Origin of the sequence: Vibrio tubiashii, from assembly GCF_028551255.1 — a bacterium.
In the GTDB taxonomy this organism is placed as follows: domain Bacteria; phylum Pseudomonadota; class Gammaproteobacteria; order Enterobacterales; family Vibrionaceae; genus Vibrio; species Vibrio tubiashii_B.
On record NZ_CP117029.1, the window covers coordinates 1328273 to 1348212 of the forward strand.

The following is a 19940-nucleotide window of genomic DNA, read 5'->3' on the forward strand; positions in this document are numbered from 1 at the left end:
CGGTTCGCGTCAAGTTGATGTAGTAGGGTAAGTCGATCTGTCCTCTTCATGTTTTTAGGTGCTCACTTTTTCCAAAAAGTGAGCTTTGTTTAATGACCATAAAAACAAGGAGAAGGCGATGAAAGCCACAAGCTTCATGAAGTCTGTTAAGACTTGGCGTCGCCCTGTTGTAAGCAGTGTCTTAGCGGGGTTGGTATCTACCTCGCTTACATATTCAGCGAACGCTACCCAAGGGCCTGGTCTGGGAAACCTGACTTATAGCTCTTCAGAAGCATTCACTCATGTCTCCAGCCCGCTGGTGGATGACTCAACGAATTTCTTACCACCGGACTACCCGGGCAGGAAGCATTATGGCGTTAACGTCATGACCATGCTGAATGGCTATATGGTAGGTGTGTTTGCCCCCGATAGTGGTGGTGGCCCGGGTGGTTGGATTGCTTTAGATGTATCCAATCCAAAAGCCATGCAGCTGGTCAAAACCGTCTATGAGCCAGATCTGGCTAACCTCAATCGCACAGGTGATGGGCTTCGCACCGCTGAGTTTCGAGAACCACATTCATTTGGTCTTGGTGAAAACAACACCATTGCGATCCAGACAGGTAAGGGGATAGAAATATGGGATTGGTCTGATGTAAACAATCCTATTCGATTATCAAAACTTGCTATTTCAGGCGTAAATTACGGTGACTATAACAACGTTTCTTGGCAACTTTTCTGGCAGGCACCCTATCTTTACGTCGCACGTGGCAATGCCGGGATAAGCATTGTTAACACTAGCGATATGAGTAATCCGACCTTGGTGAAAACCGTGCCTAACTCGGAGCTAGGCGGCTTTAATGTCGGGCCCATTTTTGCGCTTGGCAACCGTATGTTTATCTCAAGTATGGAAGGAACGGCGGGTTTCTCGATCCTTAATATTGATGATCCGGTGAACCCAAGTTTGGTGAAAACGGTCAATCGTCTACCCGAGAAGTATTACGCCTCTTGTTGGGATGGTAAATACGCCTATTTTGGGGCGAGAAGTACCAGTGACTCACTACGCGTTTATGATACAACCACTAACCCAATGCAACTGGTCAATGAAACATTGACTGGGTTTGAAAACCTTTATTGTAACGTTCAAGACAACAAGCTTTTCCTTGGTAACCAAGATGATATAGCGGTGCTCGATGTTAGCGACATCAATAACATTCGGGAGTTAGGACGCAGCTCGCTCAATGCGACCAGTAGCAACACCGATCATGGGCAAGTGTTTCCATTTGGTAACCTTGTCTGGGTAGGCAACGATCACGGTTCAGGGAGTGGTTTGATTGCTCATCAGAGCTCACCTGACGTTGTGCCACCGTATATTTCGGCAGCAAACCCTGCGATAGACTCAACGCTTCAACCTTTGACCACACGAGTTGGGCTAGCATTGTCTGACAGCATCCTTATGGACTCAGTCAACAGTAATACGTTTACTGTGACGAAGCTTGGCAGTGCTACTCCTATCCAAGGTGAATACAGTACCAATTTAGGGTTTATTCATTTCACACCAGCTCAATCTCTTGATTCAGACAGTATTTACCAAGTGGTCCTTGATGGTATCACGGACTTTGCTGGGAACGTCATGGGGAGAACGGAGTATCGTTTTGCGACAGGGTCCCAAGTGGGTCACGATATTTCCGTCTCGGCCAATGACAAAATCACGCTAGGAAGTGGCACTAATGTCAGCGCGACGGCTTCACCTTTGCTAGGTGGCAGTATCGAATACTCGTGGAGTTTTGGTGATGGAAGCAACCCTACACCGTTTTCGAGCAGCGGTAGTGCGAGTCATGTGTATGGTAACCCAAACCATTGGTCAGCGGTGGTAACGGTACGCGAAACGACCTCTGACGGCGTTTTTGAAAGCAGTAAATCGGTTCCTGTGACAGTTTATCGCCAACCAACTTCCATTGCCCCAACGGCTTCATCGACCATCATTGAGGCAAATGGTCAAATCATTGTAGTTAATGAAGACAATGACACAGTCAGCGCGATTAGTAACGTCGCTCCGTTCGCGAAGCAGTGGGAATCTTCCGTCGGTGATCAACCTCGTACGTTAGCGAAAGCTCCGAGTGGTCATCTGTGGGTTGTTAATCAGGCAGACGCCACTATCTCGGTGTTAAATGCACAAGGTCAGTTACAAGAGACAATACCGCTGCCACGGGGTAGCCAGCCCTACGGTATTGCGTTTACTCCCGATGGCAGCAGTGTTTTTGTATCCCTTCAAGCGAGTGGGCAGTTAATTAAGATCGATCCGGCGAGTAACTCTATTCTTGGGACGGTCGATGTAGGACACAGTGCAAGAGGTATTGCGATTGACAGCGCGTCGTCACAGGTGTTGGTGACTCGCTTTATTTCTCCTCAGGCGTATGCGGAGGTTGTCGCGGTAGATGTTGGCAGTATGACCATAGATCAGAGCTACCAGATTGCCAAAGATACGGCGACCATAGATGGTCCTGACCGAAGCCGAGGCGTGGCTAACTACCTTGGCTCAGTTGCTATCTCTCCGGATGGTTATACGGCATGGTTACCGTCTAATAAGGCTAACGTGGATCGTGGACCTTATCTAGAAGGTGATGAGACTAAGAAGCTGACTTTTGAAACTACGGTTCGTGCGGTAGTCAATCGACTCGACCTCAATGCGCGTAGTGTTATGCCTAACGCGCTCGATATTGACGATCGTGCGCAACCTAAATCTGCGATTTTCAGTGACATTGGTGACTTAGTTTTTATTGCTATTGAAGGTCAAAACAGCATCGAAATTCGCAGCGCTTATAATCTCAATCGAGCAGGAGAAATCTTTGACACAGGCTTGGCACCACGAGGTTTGGTCTTGTCTGGAACAAAGCTATTTGTTCATAACTTTATGTCGAGAAGCGTCTCGGTTCATGATGTAAGTAGTTTCTTAACTAGTCGCGGAACGATTAGCGATCTTGCCCAAGTTTCTGTTGTTGCTAGTGAGTCGCTTCACCCTAGAGTGCTAAAAGGGAAGCAGATCTTCTACAACGCTGCAGATGCGCGTATGACGCAAGATGGCTACATTTCTTGTGCGAGCTGTCACGCAGATGGTGACAGTGACCATAGAGTATGGGACTTCACAGATCGCGGTGAAGGGCTTCGTAATACCATTTCGTTGCTAGGAAAAACCGGTACAGGGAATGGGCGTGTCCATTGGACGGCGAACTTTGATGAAATCCAAGACTTTGAGAACGACATCCGGTACGGCTTCGGAGGTCGAGGCTTTATGATAGATGCGCTATTTGCGCTGACTGAAAATCCATTAGGAGCATCAAAATCAGGCAAAAGTGAAGATTTGGATAACCTCGCTTTTTACGTCAGTAGCTTGAACAAGTTTCCTCGTAGCCCTCACCGCAATGCTAACGGGTCTTTAACCAGTGAGGCTCAAACGGGTCAAGCTCTGTTCGAGTCTAAGGGCTGTAACGCTTGTCACTCTGGTGTCTATTATACCGATATGCAAAAACATGATGTTGGGACTATTCAGGCTTCTTCTGGGCAAGGGATTAGCGCGCCATTAGCAGGTGTTGGGTTTGATACGCCAAGTTTAATTGGGCTTTGGGGGAGTGCACCGTACTTCCATAACGGTCAAGCGGCTACGTTAGACGACGCCTTGCTGATTGGGACGCAACATACGGTTTCAGATAACTCAGAACGAGCTGCATTGGTCGCCTATCTCAAGCAATTAGAGTATGAAGGTCCACCGATTGTTGTCCCTGAGCCCCCGCAGGCAACCACCTACGTCTATCTCAGCGACTTGACGGAAACCTCTTCATCAAATGGGTGGGGTCCAATCGAAAAAGACACCAGTGTTGGTGAGAACTCCGCAGGCGATGGGCAAACCATCTCAATTGGCGGCAGCGAGTTTACCAAAGGACTTGGTGTTCATGCTTACTCTGAAGTCATATACAGTTTGACCGATGCGAATTACGACCAATTTACTGCCTTTATTGGGGTCGATGATGAAACTGGCAGCTCGGGTTCGGTTGTATTCGAAGTGTGGCTCGATGGCGTGATGGCTTACCAAAGTAGCATTTTACGTGGAAGTGATGTGGCTGAATATGTTGTCGTCAATATAGGTAATGGCGCTCAAGAATTGAAGTTGATTGTCTCTGATGCTGGTGACGGCGTTGGTAATGATCATGGCTCATGGGGTGATGCCAAGTTGCGTATACCTAGCGAAGGGGGCAGCAGCGCCGTTCCCGGTCTGTTCTATGGGACTTTGTCGGGTAACATCAATGAAACTGACGCTAACCCTAAAACATCGATCACTACCAGTCTGAGTGAGACAGAAGATGCTATTGCTGGCAATACGACGGAGGTGTATACGGGTTACATCTATGATGCTGACGGTCAAATCTCATTTAGCGAAAACAATGATGATAAGACCCGATTGTGGATTGATGGTCAATTAGTCTTAAGCAGTGATTTATGGAGTGATAGGGTTTCTACCGCTAACTTAAATCTGTCGCCAGGCTGGCATCAGTTTGAGCTAAGACTAAGTAATGGCAGTGGTGGAAGTGGCCCACATACTGGATTTGCGTTCGCCTTTGACCCGGAAGGTGGCACTAATTGGATACATCCTTCAGACAATGGAACCGGCAATCTGTTTATGACGGAAAACCCCGGCAGTACACCCAATGTTCCAGATACTGTCTTCCTTAGTGATATCCAAGAAAACGCTTCAACCAACGGCTGGGGGCCAATAGAGAAGAACATGAGTAATGGTGAGAGGAGTGCTCAAGATGGCACGGCTATTTCAATTGGTGATCAAGCCTTTGCTAAAGGGCTAGGGGTGCACGCAAACTCTACCATTACCTATTCATTTACAGCGGGGCAATACAGCCGATTTACCGCGAGCGTTGGTGTTGATGATGAAGTTGGAAACTCGGGTTCGGTCGTGTTTCAGGTCGAGCTTGATGATGTTCTTTACTTCCAAAGCGCGACATTAACCGGTTCGGATGGTGCAGAGCCGGTCTCCATAGACATTCCGAGTGACAAAACGTCCATTACTCTAAAGGTAAATGATGGTGGCGATGGCAACGGATATGATCATGCGAGCTGGGGGAACGCGCAATTGCATCAGTAAAGCGTTTGACCAAAACAATTAAAGGGCTTACATAAGTAAGCCCTTGTTTTTTTGTATCGTCAAACCGTTTCCTATATTGCGCTCAAAAGACAAAAGCAATAGGCTATTAGGTAGTTAACGGCTTATCTCAAGGAAGAACAATCGCTTATGTCAGCATCTCATTCGGCCAGTTCAACAAAAGGTTCGACGCTTGATCGCGTATTACAAGTCATCGCGGTTGTTGCTCGTAGTCGAGGTCAGTTAGATAGAGAGGCTGTCGCAGAGCAACTATCAATGCCGATTGCTTCCGCAAACAAGCTTATCAATCAGTTAGTTTCTCTAGGTCACCTGCAGGAAAACATTGTCGGTCGACTGATTGCTGGTCCTTCACTTCAATCTCTTTCGCACGATATTCTCAAAAGCCAACGTTTTTCGCAGCAGCGCGGTGAAGTTTTGCAGCGTCTAGCGGATAAGATAGGCGAGACGTGTGGTATATCTGTCCCCAACGGGATTGAGATGACCTATTTTGAACGTGTTAATTGTAATTGGCCGCTACAGATTAACTTAGCCGAAGGTAGTCCGGTTCCTATTGCAGCCTCAGCATCAGGCAAACTATACCTTGCGAGCATAGAGCAATCGATTCTCGAAAACGTAGTGCAGAATATGGGGTTGAGCGAGTACACACCTAAAACCATTACGCACGAAGGTTTGTTTCTTGAAGAGTTGAAACGGATACGTGAACAAGGGTTCGGTGAAGACAACGAAGAGTTTGTTGATGGTATGGTGGCTGTGTCCGTTCCAATCGGAAGTGATGATTTTATTTTTGGTTATCTATTTTGCCATGCACCAAGTTTTCGTACTCCTATCGAAGTTCTGAAAACCTACTTGCCAGAAATGCAGGCAGCAGCGAAAGAGATTCACGAATTTACTTTGTCAGAGCTCGCTTAGCCAAACTGCTGTTTCATATCTTGATAAACGGTTTCTAAGCTGCGCTGCGCTGAACGTAGAATTGGCAAAAAGCTCTCTAGATCGGCAACATCCTTACGACTTTTTGGACAGTGACAGAAAAGTGCAGCCATAAAGTTTCCATCGTGATCGTAGAGCGGCAGTGAAATCGCAACCATTCCGTCAATAAATTCTTCATTATCGACGCTATAGCCTCTGCGCTGGATCTGCGAGAGCTCTTTTTTCAATGACTGCTTGTCAGTAATGGTATTTTTGGCACATTGAGTAAGCTCTATTTTACTAAGAACACGGCGCAATTGAGGCGGTGTTAGTGTGCTTAAATAGAGTTTGCCACTTGCTGACGCCCATAGTGGAGTAGGGAAGCCGACAGGAATAACAATTTGCAGTGGCCAGTTAGTTTGAATGCGATCGTAATACACCATATGAGGAGCTGGATCATCATTGGCTAACGCTAAACCACAGGTTTCTTCGAGCTTATTCGCTAAGCCATGAAGAATCGCTTGTCTTTGTAGCTTATGTTGATTGGTCCACTTTACATCGAGTGCGATGGAAAGCATTTGCGAACCGGGATAAAAGTGACCACGCTCGTCGGGTTGAATGTATTTGGCCTCTTCCAATTGTTGTAGCAGACGGTGGCAGGTAGGCTTTGGAATTCCGGTGTCAAAGATAATATCGGACGCAGGAAGAGGGCTCTTCGCTTCGCCAATTTTTTCTATAATGCTGATCAATCGATCAACTGAGTTAGTTTTATCCGACACCTTTGATTCCTTTTAAAAGCTCACCCTAAATTTAGCCAATTGACCACGAAATGGGTTGAAACAGCTTTTATAATCCCAAACTCTTCAAATAGTTTCAACTGGTTAACTCTGTTCTCTCCTTTACGGCTGGGATCAAAGACTCAGCGTTGACCTTGTGTTCTGGTGTGCCTTTAGTTGGAGATTCGAGGATAAATAATTGCCCTGAGAGTGGGTAAAGCTGTTGCTCATAAGTCGTTAATTCATAGCTCGCTGTGGTAACGAATAAGGTCGCGTAATCATCTCCACCGAAAGTACAGCGCGTCGCGTGTTTTACGGGTAAGCTAATTTGCCCTAATTTCTCGCCTTTGCCTATTTCAAAGCGAGATGGGTGATAATAGGAGATACCACCATTATCCCAATGACAAACATAGAGGTTGCCTGCTTGGTCAACACTCAGACCATCAGGGAAACCTTGTTTGTCGCCAAACTCGACAAATATACGTTTGTCCAAGATTCGCGTCATGCTTTCATCGAGTTGGTACTCATAGACTTTTCTCTGGAACATATTTGAGCAGTAAGCCCGCTTTAATTCGGCGTTAAAAGCGATGCCGTTCGCGACACTAAAACCGTCGTCGAGCGCGGTAATTTGCTGCTCTCTGAGTTTAAATAATTTGCCGTCAGCAGACTCTAACTGCTGACAGTTCATTGAACCAAACCATAACTCTCCGTTTGGACCAGCAACAGCATCATTTAAGTGGAGATGAGCGGCGTTAGCGCAAGGATCCCCGATTGGCGTAAAGTGATCAAAGCTTGGAGTGCTATAAAACAGGCCCTGCTTACTGGCAAATATCCAATGGTTGTTGTCGCACGGTACGACGGCGGTCACCTCGAAGGGGAGGTGATAGTGGTGAATCTTCTTAGTATTGGTGCTGTATTCAAATACCTCTTTGCCTGCAGCTTCTACCCAGACTAAGGATTGTGTGTTTGAATTCCAGATTGGAGACTCGCCAATCACGGTTTTTACTTCTTCAACGGTATACATTCATAGATCCTATATTGATACTTATTGTATCAATATAGGATCTATTTTTGGTGGTGTAGGTTTAATGCTTCAGAATGTGAGATGGACCAAAAATCATGCCTCGCTTAATGCCAATCAGGACAATTATCGGAGCATTTATTTGTTCCGACGCACCTAGTAAGCAAAGCTCAGAATTAGCCGAGATAAATGGCTTGATAGTCGATGGTTTCTAAACCTAACGTGATTCGACTAAGCCCGATTTTCTCACTGCGATTGTATTCATTAATTGAGTGATCGAATCCATACGCCGTGGCAGGCGCCATATATTGGGTTACACCTTGCCTTGTTTCAACGATGCCATCGTGGCCATGGCCGCAAATCACGTCTTTTATCTGATGCTTGCGTAAAAGTGCCATGAGTTGCGTGTCATTTTCTAAGCGAATAGCTTGCATCCAATCCGCACCAACTGGGATCACAGGGTGGTGAATAACCACAATAGGGTTGCTTGTCTTTCGAACTTGCTTTCTAAGCTTAGCTAGGCCACGGTTATCTATGCGGCCCGAACCAAGCGGATGTTGAGCATCTATCGGCTTATAGCTTGAGTCGAGGAATAAGACATCTCGACCATGAATCTTAGCTCTATCGACAACTTGAATGACTGAGCCTTTAAGTTCTTTCCTCATCAGTTGAGAGTCATCATGATTCCCTGCGATAGCAAAAATCGTTTTATTGGTGACATGCTGAGTAACAAAGGCGACGAGCTTAGTGTAGTCTCCGGATTTTGGGTTACAGCAAATATCGCCGGTGAGAAGTAGTGTGTCACAGCAGGTATCTTGCTCTGCATGAATCAGAGCTTGTTTTAGGTTCTCATAGCTTGATTCATCACTCAGGTGACAATCACTAATTTGATAGACGGTTTTCATTATTTTTTTAACTAGCCAATTTATTGTAATACGTTGTTTAAATAATCGAGTAATGCCCGAACTTTAGGTGTTGCTCCTCTGTGACTAGGGTATAGCGCATAAAGGGTCACAGGCTTGAACTTCCAGTCGGGTAAGACGTTAATTAGCTTACCATTTTCTTCAAACTCTTTAGCCATATAATCGGGCAACTCTGTGATACCGAGTCCTTGAACCGCCATACGTTTCAACATAGAGAAATCATCACAACGAACACTTGGCTTAAATGATAAATGATGTTCAGCATCACTAGAAATAAGATGCCAATCAGCACTTCGCTCTTTAGCGCTCATCAACATCAATGGTTGTGTCGATAGTTCACCTGGGTGAGACAGTCGCTCGAACTCAAGATTGGGGGCGGCATAAAGCCTTAACTCAATGGAGCAAAGACGCTTTGCAACGAGTGTGGAATCGGCCAACTCACCGACTCGAAAAGCGAGATCAAATCCTTCTTCAATCAGATCCACGCGGCGGTTTGTTAGTGTTAGATCCAACTCCACATCTGGGTTTTGCATGCAGAAGGCAGCCAAGTGTTCGGAGAGTAGTGATTGACCCACCCCTAAGGATGTACAAATTCGTAACCGTCCTTGAGGCCTTTGCAACATCGACTCAACGGCGCTATCTGCGGCATCAAGCTCCTCTTTAATTCTCCGGCAGTACTCATAGTAGCGTTGGCCCACTTCAGTCATGTTAAGAGAACGAGTTGAGCGCTCTAATAGTCTGACTCCTAGATGCTTTTCAAGCCGAGTAATCTTACGACTAATGTTCGATTTGGGCGTATTGTAGGCTTCGGCAGCTGCTGTAAAGCTACCTCTTTCCACGACCGTGGCAAAAACCATCAAGTCGTTTAAATCACAATTCAGCATTTCCTGGTCACTGTTATCAAATATTGAACAGTATTGTATCAGGGCGCTTATATATCAATATATCATACCAAACTATTCTACTTCCATCACTTAGAAAATATTAAGGATTAAGCGATGGAAATTCTAACTCTTGACCAACTTCCTCAAGGTGGCTTTGCTGGACTGAAAGAAAAGCAGGTAGTCACAGATTACCGAGTATTTGGCGCTCGCAAGCACCCTAAAACGTCTAACGGCATTGGCAATTTTGTTTACCTAGCAGATGCCAACTTCGTCCCGTATGGCGAAACAGGTATGCACCCACATCGAGAAATTGATGTGATAAGCGTTATGGCGAAAGGGCGTGTTAGCCATAAAGGCTCACTTGAGCATGGCAAAGGCCTTGTTGCTGGCGAGGCTCAGGTGCAGCGTGCTGGTGGGGAAGGTTTTGCACACAATGAAGCCAATCCAGATGGTGTTCCAAACCAGCTTATCCAACTTTGGGTCTTACCTGAGGTAGCAGGAGAACCCGCGGGTTACAAATCCTATACCCCAAAAGCGAATCAACGAACCAGAATATATGGCGGTCGCAACACCCAGTCGGAGACGTTTGACAGCCACACCATTATCGAAATGGTACAAGCTGATGAAGGTTATCAAACACAGCATCATGGAGAGGTTTTGGCTTATTTGAGCACAGGCCGCGCAGAGATAAATGGGGTTGAAGTTGAAGCAGGGACGCTAGTCCGCGCCGAGGAACTGACTTTTACTGCACGTGAAGAAAGCCAACTAATCCTTATTTTTACAGAACAATTCTAACCACGAGCAATAAGTGAGGGATACACAATGAAAACAAAATATTCAGAGTTTCTAACGGCAGATAATGCGGTACTAGCAATGATCGATCACCAGACTGGTTTGATGGTAGGGCTAGGGGATGAACATCCTACCGTGCTAAAGAACAACATTGTTGGTTTAACCAGAACCGCGCAAGCGATCGGGTTACCAAGTGTCGTGACAGCGAGCTTACCGGAAGGCCCTAATGGGCCAGTCATGCCTGAGATTACCAACATTCTGGGTGAGAATGTTATTGAACGTGAAGGCCAGATTAATGCTTGGGATAGCTTGGCATTTAAGCAAGCGATAGAAAAAACGGGGCGTAAGAAAATCATTATGGCAGGAATCGTCACCGATGTTTGCTTGTTGTTCCCTGCTTTATCAGCGGTAGAGGAAGGTTACGATGTATACGCTGTTATTGATGCGTCGGGGACGTGGAATAAAACGGTACAAGAGGTGACAGTGCAACGGCTAACTCAAGCGGGGGTCAAAGTGACGACTTGGGCATCTGTCTTGGCAGAGCTAATGAGCGACTGGAGAAGTGAGCATGGTGAAGCTCTGGGTCAGGTATTGGCAGAGCATACGACTAAGTATGGATATGTAATGAATAGCTACTTTGCGCGAGGATAGTAATGAAAGGCGCTGAAACTTCAGCGCCACCCTCGCGGCATTGGGTGGCGTTGTATACCTTTATCATTTTATTGCCGCTGGTTTACGCCATACCACCGTTTGTGGTGGAAAACATTTCAGACAATAAGGAAGTGGTGACCTTTGTCTCGGTCGCCATTATTGTCCCTTTGGTTTCCTATTTGTTTTTGCCTTTGGCAATAAAGCTACACTCCGCCGTTAGATCCTAAAAAGACAACAGATTTAAAAACGCCAATCAGAAAAGCCCCACTCGAAAGTGGGGCAGGAGTCAAAACGTGTTTTGACTACGGGGGTTCTAGTCCTTTAAGAACCGACTTTAAGCTGTGGCAGCGTTTGCGTTTTTGATGCGCTCGCGTGCGCCGAGTACCAAGGTTAGGCCAAATGCAACAGCGAATGAAATTGCCATACCCGCCACGTAATAACCTAGCTTATCTGGCACAATCGAAATAACACCAGGTAGTCCAGCTGCCCCTAAAGCTTGCGCTTTAACATTGAATAGAGTGATAAAGGCACTTGATGCAGCCGCACCGATAACGGCTGCGATGAATGGGTAACGAAGTTTAAGATTTACACCAAACATTGCTGGTTCAGTAATACCAAGTAAGGCCGTTACACCAGAGGGCATAGCGATTCCTTTTAGTTTGGTGTCTTTAGTGGTAAAACCAACCGCAAGCGCAGAAGCCCCTTGTGCGATGTTTGACATAGCGGCAATTGGGAAAATAAACGTACCGCCAGTCACTGCGATGTCAGCGAGTAACTGCGTTTCAATGGCAATAAAGCTGTGGTGCATACCGGTAATCACAAATGGTGCGTAAATGAAGCCGAATAGCGCGCCACCTATGAAGCCTGCAGAATCGTATAACCAGTTTAGGCCGTCACCAAGTAGAAAACCGATATCGCGAGTGATAGGACCAACAAGCGTAAACGTTAAGAAACCTGTAATGAAAATGGCGAGCATAGGAGTCAGCAGGTTATCCAATACTGAAGGGATAACTTTACGCAGGCCGTTTTCTACTTTGGCTAGAATGTATGCAGAGACAAGAACGGGAAGAACTGAACCTTGGTAACCCACTTTTTGGATTTCAAAACCGAAGATGTTCCAAGTCGGGATAGTCCCCGCAACGCTGGCTCCACCGAATCCCCAGCCGTTAAGCAGATCTGGGTGAACCATCAACATACCTAACGCAGCCCCCAAGAATGGGTTGCCACCGAATTTTTTGCTGGCAGAGAAAGCAAGAAGTACTGGCAAGTAGACAAAAGGTGCGTTAGCAAAGGTGTTAATCATACTTGCAAGATCAGCGAGTCCGGGATTTGCGTCAATCAAGGATTGTCCGTCGATAAACAGCCCTTTCGCTGTGAGTAAGTTAAAGATACCCATCAACAGACCACCAGCAACAATAGCTGGAATGATTGGAACGAAGATATCAGACAAGCCTTTTACCGCGCGTTGCACAATGTTTTGTTTTTCTGCTCCGGCGCTTGCGACGTCATTGGTTGACATCTCACTCATGCCAGTAAGTTTTGCCATTTCTGCATGGACTTGGTTAACAATTCCAGAACCAAAAATGATCTGATATTGACCAGCAACTTTAAATTGGCCTTTTACCCCGTCAAGGTTAGCGATAGCTTCTTCATCAATGATTGAGTCATCTTTTAACGCTAAACGCAGGCGTGTTGCACAGTGGGCGAGCGCTTGAAGGTTATCTTTGCCTCCAAGAAGCTCCAGCAGCTCTTTTGCAATAATTGGATAGTTCATTCCAAACCCCGGTTGTTATCTTCTACTTATCTAGTTAATAGTTCAAAAAGGTGTTGAATACTTTTTGGGAACGTTTGCAAAATCGATTCTTTGCGATCAATGGAAATGAGTCAAAACATATTGGGGTTTTATGTGAGATAGATCTGCTAAAATATTTTGCTAAACCGATTGGGCAAGGTGGAAATTGCCTTGAAATCTGGTACTTTTTGCAAACAATCCCAATTACTTATTATGAGAGCCCTCAATGGCAAGCTTACATGACGTCGCAGAACTGGCTGGAGTCTCTAAATCGACCGTATCCCGAGTGATCAACAACGAATACGGCGTAAAAGAGGCCACTAAGCTTAAAGTGATGAAAGCGGTAGAAGAGGTTGGCTATGTGGTCAATCAGGTGGCGAAAGACCTGAAATCACAGAAAACAAACTTAGTTGGCGTGATAGTACCTCGCGTTTCTTCACATGCGACTGCGCAAGGGATTGATGGTTTAAGTCGAGTGTTTGAGCAAGCAGGTAAACATGTCCTATTGGCGAGTACTCAGTTGTCTGATGAAAAAGAAATTGAATATATCCAGTTATTTAACCAGAAGCGTGTCGAAGGGATTGTGCTTTACGCTACACATATCGACAACGAATTAGTTAAAGCAATCAGTCAGTCTAAAGCGCCTGTTGTGCTCGTTGGACAAGATGGTTCATTGTTTAATATCCCGAGCGTTGTCCATGACGATCTCCGCGTTGGTTTTGAAGCCGGGAATCGACTGCTCGCGGCGGGTTGCAAGCAGATTGGTTTTATAGGTGTTCCTGATTCTGATTTAGCCGTCGACAAACTACGTTCAGACGGCTTAACGCAAGCGCTAGCGATGAATGACCAACAGTTGCTCTTTCATTGCCACGGAGAGTTTAGCATTGAGTCAGGCTACGTGAACATGAAGCAAATTCTTGCCAGTTACCCAGATGTTGATGGTGTGTTTTGTGCTACGGACCGTATTGCTGTCGGAGCTATAAAAGCGCTCCAAGAGGCGGGAATTGAAGTAGGTAAACAAATCAAAGTCCTTGGTGTTGGTAATGATGAGCTGGGGTACATTAACTGGCCAAGCTTATCTACCTTTAACTATGCTTTTGATACAGCAGGGGAAAATGGTGCAAAAATGTTGCTAGAGCTAATCGAAGGAAAGCCTCAAGTGATGAGTAAACTCGTGTTAACGTTCCAAAATATTGACCGAGAAACCTGCTAGCCAGAACAGATTCACCTTATTAAAAAGCCTGAGCAATCAGGCTTTTTTTGTGCTCTTGATCACGACAATAGCGACCAAACAGCACGACATATCTTGTACTTTCTAATCTGATAATGTAGTTTTGCAAACGTTCCCAATTTTTAGGTAAGTTTTGATGTCTGTTGAACACTATCTCACCCTTTGTGGTGGCAAAAACAATGTTACTCGGGTTTTAGTTCATAATGATGAGCTGATTTTGGCGGTTGCTGATGTTTCTTTAGTGGCCGAAAGCCATCTTATCGTAGATGTTAGGGACATACTGGGCGAGTCTCAGGTGGTGTTTAAACGTATTCAGTCATTTGATAGTGAAGCCTTGCTGAAAATAGGTCGATACATCGCAGAAAACCAACGTGCAGCACTCGCACCAAGGTTAGCACCGACTGCATGCCAGCATCGGCCGAATTGGCATATCTCTCCGCCTCAAGGTCTGCTTAACGACCCAAATGGTTTTGTCTTCCACAATGGCGAGTATCATCTTTTTTATCAATGGTATCCTCATGCTTGTGTGCATAAAGATAAGTACTGGGCACATCTCTCAAGCGCTGATTTGGTCAACTGGCAGTGGCAATCTACCGCGTTGACGCCTTCAGATTGGTTTGACTCTCATGGGGTGTTCTCTGGTCATGCACTTAGCCATGACAACCAATTGATGCTGTTCTATACGGGTAACACTCGAATTGGTGAGCAACGAGATCGCCATACAACCCAGTGTTTAGCGACATCAGATGACGGTTATCACTTTATCAAGCATGGTCCAGTGATCGGTTGCCTTCCTGAAGGTGTCACCCCGCACATTAGAGATCCTAAAATTGTGCGTTACGGTGAAGAGTGGGTGATGTTACTTGGAGCACAAACCACCGATCTGCAGGGGCGCTTAGCGATTTACACTTCAGATAACCTAAAAGAATGGAAGTTCAAAGGGCTGTATGGAGAAGAGTTGGGTGACTTTGGTTACATGTGGGAGTGTCCAGATCTGTTTACGATTGAAGAGCACACCTATGCTGTAATTGGGCCTCAGGGTATTGAGTCGTTTTCTAAGCATAATACCATCCCACATCACAACGGCATTGCTCGTGCGAAATTGAGTCACGAAAACGGTATCGAGTTATCTGACTTTACACATCTTGACTACGGCTTTGATTTTTACGCCCCGCAAACCTTGTTAACTGCCGATGGCAGGCGGGTTATGTGTGGTTGGATGGGACTACCCGATGAAGTTGATCAGCCTTCTTCAGATAACGGTTGGGTACACCAACTAACCGCGATGCGTGAATTGACAGTAAAAGATGGGAAACTGAATCAGTGGCCAATCAAAGAGATTGAGCAGCTCGCGCAAGCTGAGCAATCTATTGAACTGACTGCAGAGCGCTATGATTTAGAAACGAAGTCATTTGATTTAAGTGTTTCTCTAGAGTGGGGGAGTGAGCTTCGTCTATTTGAAAATGATGAGCAAGCTTTGGTACTTAAAGCAGATTCAGATAACCAACGTCTAGTTATGGACCGCTCGAAAACACTTAACCGAGCACCGGATACGATTCGTGAACTGCCACTGACATCGGACAGAATTGATCTACGTATTTTGGCTGACAACTCTTCAATTGAAGTGTTTGTTAACGGTGGGCAAGCGGTGATGACATCACGAGTCTTTACAGCGGAAAACGCAACTGGGATATCAATTAAAGGCACGTCACTTGATGCAAGATACAGATGCTTAAATGCGAGCAATTCGCCTTTCAGTTCAAACTAAAATTGCTGGTCTCTGACGAAAAAAAAGCCCCGAGTACAATTCTCGGGGCCTTCGTTTATCTGCTCGTTCTCACATTACACTAGATATACTCTAACAATGCTTGTTGAGTTGGTAATGCGGTCATTGCACCCTTTTGAGTCGTAGCTAAAGCGCCACAACCGTTCGCCCATTGAACTGCAGCCTCGATATTTGAACTGTTCGCCCAGTCACTGTGTCGCGATAGTTTGGCTAACAAGCCACCTACGAATGCATCGCCCGCACCTGTCGTATCGACTGGTTTCACGGTTTGACCTGATAGCAATCGTTGCTCACCTTCGAAGACGACAAGCGCACCTTTTGCACCTTGAGTGACAAGAACCAATGAGTTGCTATCGCTTTCAATGGCTTTTAATCCATCTCCAAGCGAAGCGGTGTTGGTCAGAAACATCAGTTCATCATCAGAAAATTTTACTACGTCAGCGAGCGCAATCGCTTGTTTGACCACGGGTTTGAGTTCGTCTGGCTGTGTCCACACTTCTTCACGTAGGTTTGGATCGAAGCTAACAAATCCACCAACGGCTTTGATTTGGCGCATCGCTTTAAGAGTGCTGCTGCGGCTCGGTTCGTTAGCCAATGCAATGGAGCACACGTGTAACCATTCGCCTGCCTTAAACTGAGGAATGTCACTTTCAGCTAAAAACTGATCGGCACTGGGTTTGACCATAAAGGTAAAGCTGCGCTCACCGCTGTCATCTAGATCGACAATCACTGTCGAAGTGCGATGTGCGTCATCAAGCAGCATAAACTCAGTATCTACTTGTTCATCAGCAAGTGTGTTCTGCATAAATCTACCAAGGGGATCTTGACCAACACGACCAAAGAATGCGCTTTTTCCACCGAGCCTAGCGATCGCAACCGCTACGTTGGCTGGCGCGCCACCTGGACATTTTAAGTAGGTTGATTCGGTATCCGGAATTAGGTCAACGACGGCGTCGCCTGTCACCCAAACTCTGTTCATAGTTGTCACCTCTAATCTCTCAATAACGATGCGTTAATTATAATGCTAAAACGGTTTAGCTACTATCTAATTCAAGTTATAATGAATGCTAAGAGAGTGAATTGTGATCCAATCCGATCTTTTAGATGCCACTAGGATCGACAAAGCGATAAGACGTGCAAACAGTTAGCTATATTGCTTGATGCCAGTAGAATAGACTGGGGCACGCCACTCTTAGACGACGAGCATTAACAGGAAAAGAATGACAACGAAAAAGCTTAAGCTAGCCGATATTGCTGAATTGGCAGGTGTTTCAAAATCGACCGTAAGTTTTGTGCTCAATGGTCATGCTAAAAAACACCGCATAAATGAAGAAACAGTAAAGAAAGTAGAAGCTATCGCTGTGGCAAACAACTATTCGCCAAGCATTTATGCGCGGGCGTTGAAGTCTAAGCAGACCTATACTGCAGGGCTTGTCATTCCTGATCTGGCCAACATGGGTTTTGCTAACATCGCAAAACGACTGGAGGTGCTTTGTCGTAGTGAAGGTTACCAACTGTTAATCGCATCATCAGATGATGATCCAGAAATGGAAAAGCAGGCGATTCAAAGCTTGGTCGACAGGCAAGTTGATCTGTTATTGATTGCGACGTCTCAAACTAGTGAGAGTGACTTACAGAAACTGAAACAGACGACGCCTGTTATTCTTTTTGACCGAGTATTTGAAGACAGCCTCTTTACCACCATTAAAACGGACGCTGTTAGCGCGACTCAAGAGGTCGTTGCGAACTTAGTGAAAGGCCTTGATGAGTGTTTTTATATCGGTGGGCAACTGGATCTTTCACCAAGTAGAGATCGTTTCTCAGGTTACCAAGCGGGATTACAGCAGGCCGGAATCAAATTTCGAGAAGAGTTTGTTATTCACCAAGACTATCAGCCTAGCTCTGGTTACGACATGATGTCCAAAGTGGTCGAGCAAAATGGCCGAGTCCCAAAAGCTGTATTTACCGCCTCATATTCGCTGCTAGAGGGCGTACTACGTTATTTGACTGAAAAGAATTTACTGATGTCTGATGTTCGTATCGCAACGTTTGATAACTACGATATTTTAGATTGTCTGCCAATTAAAATTGATTCGATAGAACAAGACTGTGACTTGATTGCACAAGCTTTATTTGAATCAGGAAAGGCTCTGTTAAATGAGCCCAATCGACAACCCGAACAGTTAGTGTTTCCGGCTAAGATCCATTATCGACGATAGATTATAACAGGCGTTTAAAAACTCTTTTAAAACAGAAGTATAAATATAAAAAGACATTTTATTTAACTTTGGTGTTAAACGTTTTTTGTATTAAATTAAATATCTTAATACCTTCCAAAAAGATAAATCAGCACGCTCTCCCTATGGGCTGTGATCATGTTTCAGTCACAGCAAAGTAGTGCTCAAATTTTTGGAAACTTGGAAGGTAGTACAATGAATAAGTCTTTAATAGCCGCTTTAGTTTTAACGACCTTGATAGTCGGATGTGGTGGTGGTTCCGGTAGTGATGGCAATGCAAACATCAAAGGCAACGAAAACAAAATCAAAGAAACGACAATTGTTTACCCGAGTGGACTCTATATTACTACAATCGGTAATAGCGATTCAGCCGATTTGAAACGTCGTTCAGATAGCTCTCCAGAATATATGGGCATCGCTTTTGGCTATCATAATCTTTCCGAACAAGAATTGTATGGGAATATTGTCGGTATAGATGAGATGGGTAATCAGAAGTTCATTAACGTTTTAGGTGAGTATAACCCTAATAATACTCAATTCCCTGAAGAGCTGGTATTGAGATATGAGATCCAGAGTGGTTGGGGCTCACAAAGAAATGCAAAAGATAGTTCGGGAACCTGGTGGCTTGGCAACTGGAAGCAATCTTTACCATCCGCTCAGAAAGCTCAAATTGATGCCATAGCGATGAATGATATAACTTTTAGAACGACAGGTAATGGTTTTAAGCTAGTAGCACCACGCGTACACTCTTCAACGGCAGATGTTTTATTTCAGCCTATTGAAACTAACAAATTGGTAGATGTAGTACCTACATTACCTAATACCGCTTGGGTGCATATTAAAAGCTATGCTAGCTCTAAAACCTACAATCACTATGAATTTACTGAAGATGGAAATGGCTCTCTTAAACTTGTCGCCTCAATTTTGGATAATGGAAACAAGTACTGCCAGACTAATCCAAGTGGATTCTCCACTCAGGGCGATAATCAGATGATGATTTTTGAAACTACTCTTTCCGACTCAGGTAGTTGTGCAAACTATCTTAATCTAGACTTGAGTAATGATGATGAGTTAAGGCAGTTTAAACCCTATCAAGGTGAACATGGAATTCTTATTGGTTTTATTGCAGGGACAGGCGCTACTCAAATGGCGATCTATCATGGTGGAAATTATGAAGAGCAGAATACGATTGGAGGTCAAGTAATAGAAACAGAAGAACACCAATCAATTGGTGGCGCGGGTTTCTTCAGACAACAACTGTAATTCTCTAGATACAGGTAAAGTGGTGGAATACACTTCTTCCTATTTTACTGAAGATGTTCTAAGCGCACTTATTTTGTTGTCTTAATATGAGCCACGCAAAAGCGCTCAAACAACTCTCTTTCTTTACTCTGATACCAACAAGCTGGCATTGCGTTTTGCAGGCCAGCTTTTTTAAGTTGTGTGAGTTCTTGTTTCGAGATGGTCGCATAGTGAAGTAAGCTATCAAGAATTCGTCTTAGGGAGTTTGGTGTGAGCTCTCCATCCCGCCAGTAGCGCTTGATTTCGCCGATGACCACCGCCGGTGGGACGACTGGTTCCAATGCAGAGTCTCGAATGTCTTGAACATTACTTGAACGCGGAGCCGTCGCACGAGCGGTTTCCCAATCGGGCTTGTTTTTGCTCGTGACGAAGCCTTCTCGATAACAGTAATAGCTAAACAGAAAGCGCTCTATTTGCGTCCAACGTTCTGCTTTCACTTCCAAATAGATGTGTTCAAATTCGATGTCCAGATCGGTCATGACTTGATGTATCG

General features: G+C 45.2%; 16 protein-coding genes. 9 read left to right on the forward strand and 7 right to left on the reverse strand.

Translation table 11 applies throughout. The features are described 5' to 3' along the window. Positions 1 to 118: 118 nt before the first annotated feature. Positions 119 to 5128 carry an NPCBM/NEW2 domain-containing protein gene (locus tag LYZ37_RS06030; protein WP_272786892.1) on the forward strand — a complete coding sequence of 1670 codons (5010 nt, stop codon included), beginning with the start codon at positions 119 to 121 and terminating at the stop codon, positions 5126 to 5128. Between the two features lie 147 nt (positions 5129 to 5275). Beyond that, positions 5276 to 6055 (forward strand): IclR family transcriptional regulator, encoded by a 780-nt coding sequence (locus LYZ37_RS06035; protein ID WP_272786893.1) that lies wholly within the window; start codon positions 5276 to 5278, stop codon positions 6053 to 6055. On the opposite strand, the gene LYZ37_RS06040 is transcribed toward LYZ37_RS06035, so the two are convergent. From LYZ37_RS06040 to LYZ37_RS06055, 4 genes are all read right to left on the reverse strand, one after another. After that, positions 6052 to 6831 carry an IclR family transcriptional regulator gene (locus LYZ37_RS06040; RefSeq protein WP_239826029.1) on the reverse strand — a complete coding sequence of 260 codons (780 nt, stop codon included), beginning with the start codon at positions 6829 to 6831 and terminating at the stop codon, positions 6052 to 6054. The two genes, LYZ37_RS06035 and LYZ37_RS06040, sit on opposite strands and share 4 nt — an antisense overlap. 94 nt (positions 6832 to 6925) lie before the next feature. Beyond that, positions 6926 to 7852: an SMP-30/gluconolactonase/LRE family protein gene (locus LYZ37_RS06045; RefSeq protein ID WP_272786894.1), complete on the reverse strand. Its 927-nt coding sequence runs from the start codon at positions 7850 to 7852 to the stop codon at positions 6926 to 6928. A 173-nt stretch (positions 7853 to 8025) separates the two neighbouring features. Then, entirely contained in the window at positions 8026 to 8754 is a 729-nt protein-coding gene (locus LYZ37_RS06050) for a metallophosphoesterase family protein (RefSeq protein ID WP_272786895.1), read from the reverse strand. A 20-nt stretch (positions 8755 to 8774) separates the two neighbouring features. After that, on the reverse strand, positions 8775 to 9656 hold the full coding sequence (locus tag LYZ37_RS06055) for a LysR family transcriptional regulator (RefSeq protein WP_272786896.1): 882 nt from the start codon (positions 9654 to 9656) through the stop codon (positions 8775 to 8777). Positions 9657 to 9770: 114 nt separating this feature from the next. Between LYZ37_RS06055 and LYZ37_RS06060 the strand changes: the two genes are divergently transcribed. The 3 genes from LYZ37_RS06060 to LYZ37_RS06070 are packed head-to-tail and all read left to right on the forward strand — an operon-like array spanning position 9771 to position 11326. Further along, positions 9771 to 10451 (forward strand): pirin family protein, encoded by a 681-nt coding sequence (locus tag LYZ37_RS06060; RefSeq protein WP_272786897.1) that lies wholly within the window; start codon positions 9771 to 9773, stop codon positions 10449 to 10451. Positions 10452 to 10478: 27 nt separating this feature from the next. Beyond that, complete coding sequence (locus LYZ37_RS06065; protein ID WP_272786898.1) at positions 10479 to 11099, forward strand: isochorismatase family protein; 621 nt, start codon at positions 10479 to 10481, stop codon at positions 11097 to 11099. 2 nt (positions 11100 to 11101) lie between these two features. Continuing rightward, entirely contained in the window at positions 11102 to 11326 is a 225-nt protein-coding gene (locus LYZ37_RS06070; protein WP_272786899.1) for a hypothetical protein, read from the forward strand. A gap of 107 nt (positions 11327 to 11433) precedes the next feature. Here the strand turns inward: LYZ37_RS06070 and LYZ37_RS06075 are convergent, their stop codons facing one another. Beyond that, complete coding sequence (locus LYZ37_RS06075; protein WP_171382010.1) at positions 11434 to 12873, reverse strand: sucrose-specific PTS transporter subunit IIBC; 1440 nt, start codon at positions 12871 to 12873, stop codon at positions 11434 to 11436. A 244-nt stretch (positions 12874 to 13117) separates the two neighbouring features. On the opposite strand from LYZ37_RS06075, the gene LYZ37_RS06080 reads away from it, so the two are divergent. Continuing rightward, positions 13118 to 14104, forward strand: coding sequence for a LacI family DNA-binding transcriptional regulator (locus LYZ37_RS06080; protein WP_272786900.1), 987 nt, complete (start codon positions 13118 to 13120; stop codon positions 14102 to 14104). Positions 14105 to 14258: 154 nt separating this feature from the next. After that, positions 14259 to 15890 (forward strand): glycoside hydrolase family 32 protein, encoded by a 1632-nt coding sequence (locus LYZ37_RS06085; protein ID WP_272786901.1) that lies wholly within the window; start codon positions 14259 to 14261, stop codon positions 15888 to 15890. 79 nt (positions 15891 to 15969) lie between these two features. Here the strand turns inward: LYZ37_RS06085 and LYZ37_RS06090 are convergent, their stop codons facing one another. Next, complete coding sequence (locus LYZ37_RS06090; RefSeq protein ID WP_272786902.1) at positions 15970 to 16887, reverse strand: aminoimidazole riboside kinase; 918 nt, start codon at positions 16885 to 16887, stop codon at positions 15970 to 15972. 241 nt (positions 16888 to 17128) lie between these two features. Between LYZ37_RS06090 and LYZ37_RS06095 the strand changes: the two genes are divergently transcribed. Then, the gene (locus LYZ37_RS06095; RefSeq protein ID WP_272786903.1) at positions 17129 to 18127 is read left to right on the forward strand and encodes a LacI family DNA-binding transcriptional regulator; all 999 of its coding nucleotides are present in this window, start codon (positions 17129 to 17131) and stop codon (positions 18125 to 18127) included. A gap of 156 nt (positions 18128 to 18283) precedes the next feature. After that, positions 18284 to 19408 (forward strand): hypothetical protein, encoded by a 1125-nt coding sequence (locus tag LYZ37_RS06100; RefSeq protein WP_272786904.1) that lies wholly within the window; start codon positions 18284 to 18286, stop codon positions 19406 to 19408. 68 nt (positions 19409 to 19476) lie between these two features. On the opposite strand, the gene LYZ37_RS06105 is transcribed toward LYZ37_RS06100, so the two are convergent. Then, complete coding sequence (locus LYZ37_RS06105; RefSeq protein ID WP_272786905.1) at positions 19477 to 19926, reverse strand: hypothetical protein; 450 nt, start codon at positions 19924 to 19926, stop codon at positions 19477 to 19479. Between the last annotated feature and the right edge of the window lie 14 nt (positions 19927 to 19940).

Bases quoted from the DNA above. Each gene is read 5' to 3' on its own strand.
- LYZ37_RS06030 (WP_272786892.1), top strand. From the start codon at position 119: ATGAAAGCCACAAGCTTCATGAAGTCTGTTAAGACTTGGCGTCGCCCT.
- LYZ37_RS06035 (WP_272786893.1), top strand. From the start codon at position 5,276: ATGTCAGCATCTCATTCGGCCAGTTCAACAAAAGGTTCGACGCTTGAT.
- LYZ37_RS06045 (WP_272786894.1), bottom strand. From the start codon at position 7,852: ATGTATACCGTTGAAGAAGTAAAAACCGTGATTGGCGAGTCTCCAATC.
- LYZ37_RS06050 (WP_272786895.1), bottom strand. From the start codon at position 8,754: ATGAAAACCGTCTATCAAATTAGTGATTGTCACCTGAGTGATGAATCA.
- LYZ37_RS06055 (WP_272786896.1), bottom strand. From the start codon at position 9,656: ATGCTGAATTGTGATTTAAACGACTTGATGGTTTTTGCCACGGTCGTG.
- LYZ37_RS06060 (WP_272786897.1), top strand. From the start codon at position 9,771: ATGGAAATTCTAACTCTTGACCAACTTCCTCAAGGTGGCTTTGCTGGA.
- LYZ37_RS06065 (WP_272786898.1), top strand. From the start codon at position 10,479: ATGAAAACAAAATATTCAGAGTTTCTAACGGCAGATAATGCGGTACTA.
- LYZ37_RS06070 (WP_272786899.1), top strand. From the start codon at position 11,102: ATGAAAGGCGCTGAAACTTCAGCGCCACCCTCGCGGCATTGGGTGGCG.
- LYZ37_RS06075 (WP_171382010.1), bottom strand. From the start codon at position 12,873: ATGAACTATCCAATTATTGCAAAAGAGCTGCTGGAGCTTCTTGGAGGC.
- LYZ37_RS06080 (WP_272786900.1), top strand. From the start codon at position 13,118: ATGGCAAGCTTACATGACGTCGCAGAACTGGCTGGAGTCTCTAAATCG.
- LYZ37_RS06085 (WP_272786901.1), top strand. From the start codon at position 14,259: ATGTCTGTTGAACACTATCTCACCCTTTGTGGTGGCAAAAACAATGTT.
- LYZ37_RS06090 (WP_272786902.1), bottom strand. From the start codon at position 16,887: ATGAACAGAGTTTGGGTGACAGGCGACGCCGTCGTTGACCTAATTCCG.
- LYZ37_RS06095 (WP_272786903.1), top strand. From the start codon at position 17,129: ATGACAACGAAAAAGCTTAAGCTAGCCGATATTGCTGAATTGGCAGGT.
- LYZ37_RS06100 (WP_272786904.1), top strand. From the start codon at position 18,284: ATGTTTCAGTCACAGCAAAGTAGTGCTCAAATTTTTGGAAACTTGGAA.
- LYZ37_RS06105 (WP_272786905.1), bottom strand. From the start codon at position 19,926: ATGACCGATCTGGACATCGAATTTGAACACATCTATTTGGAAGTGAAA.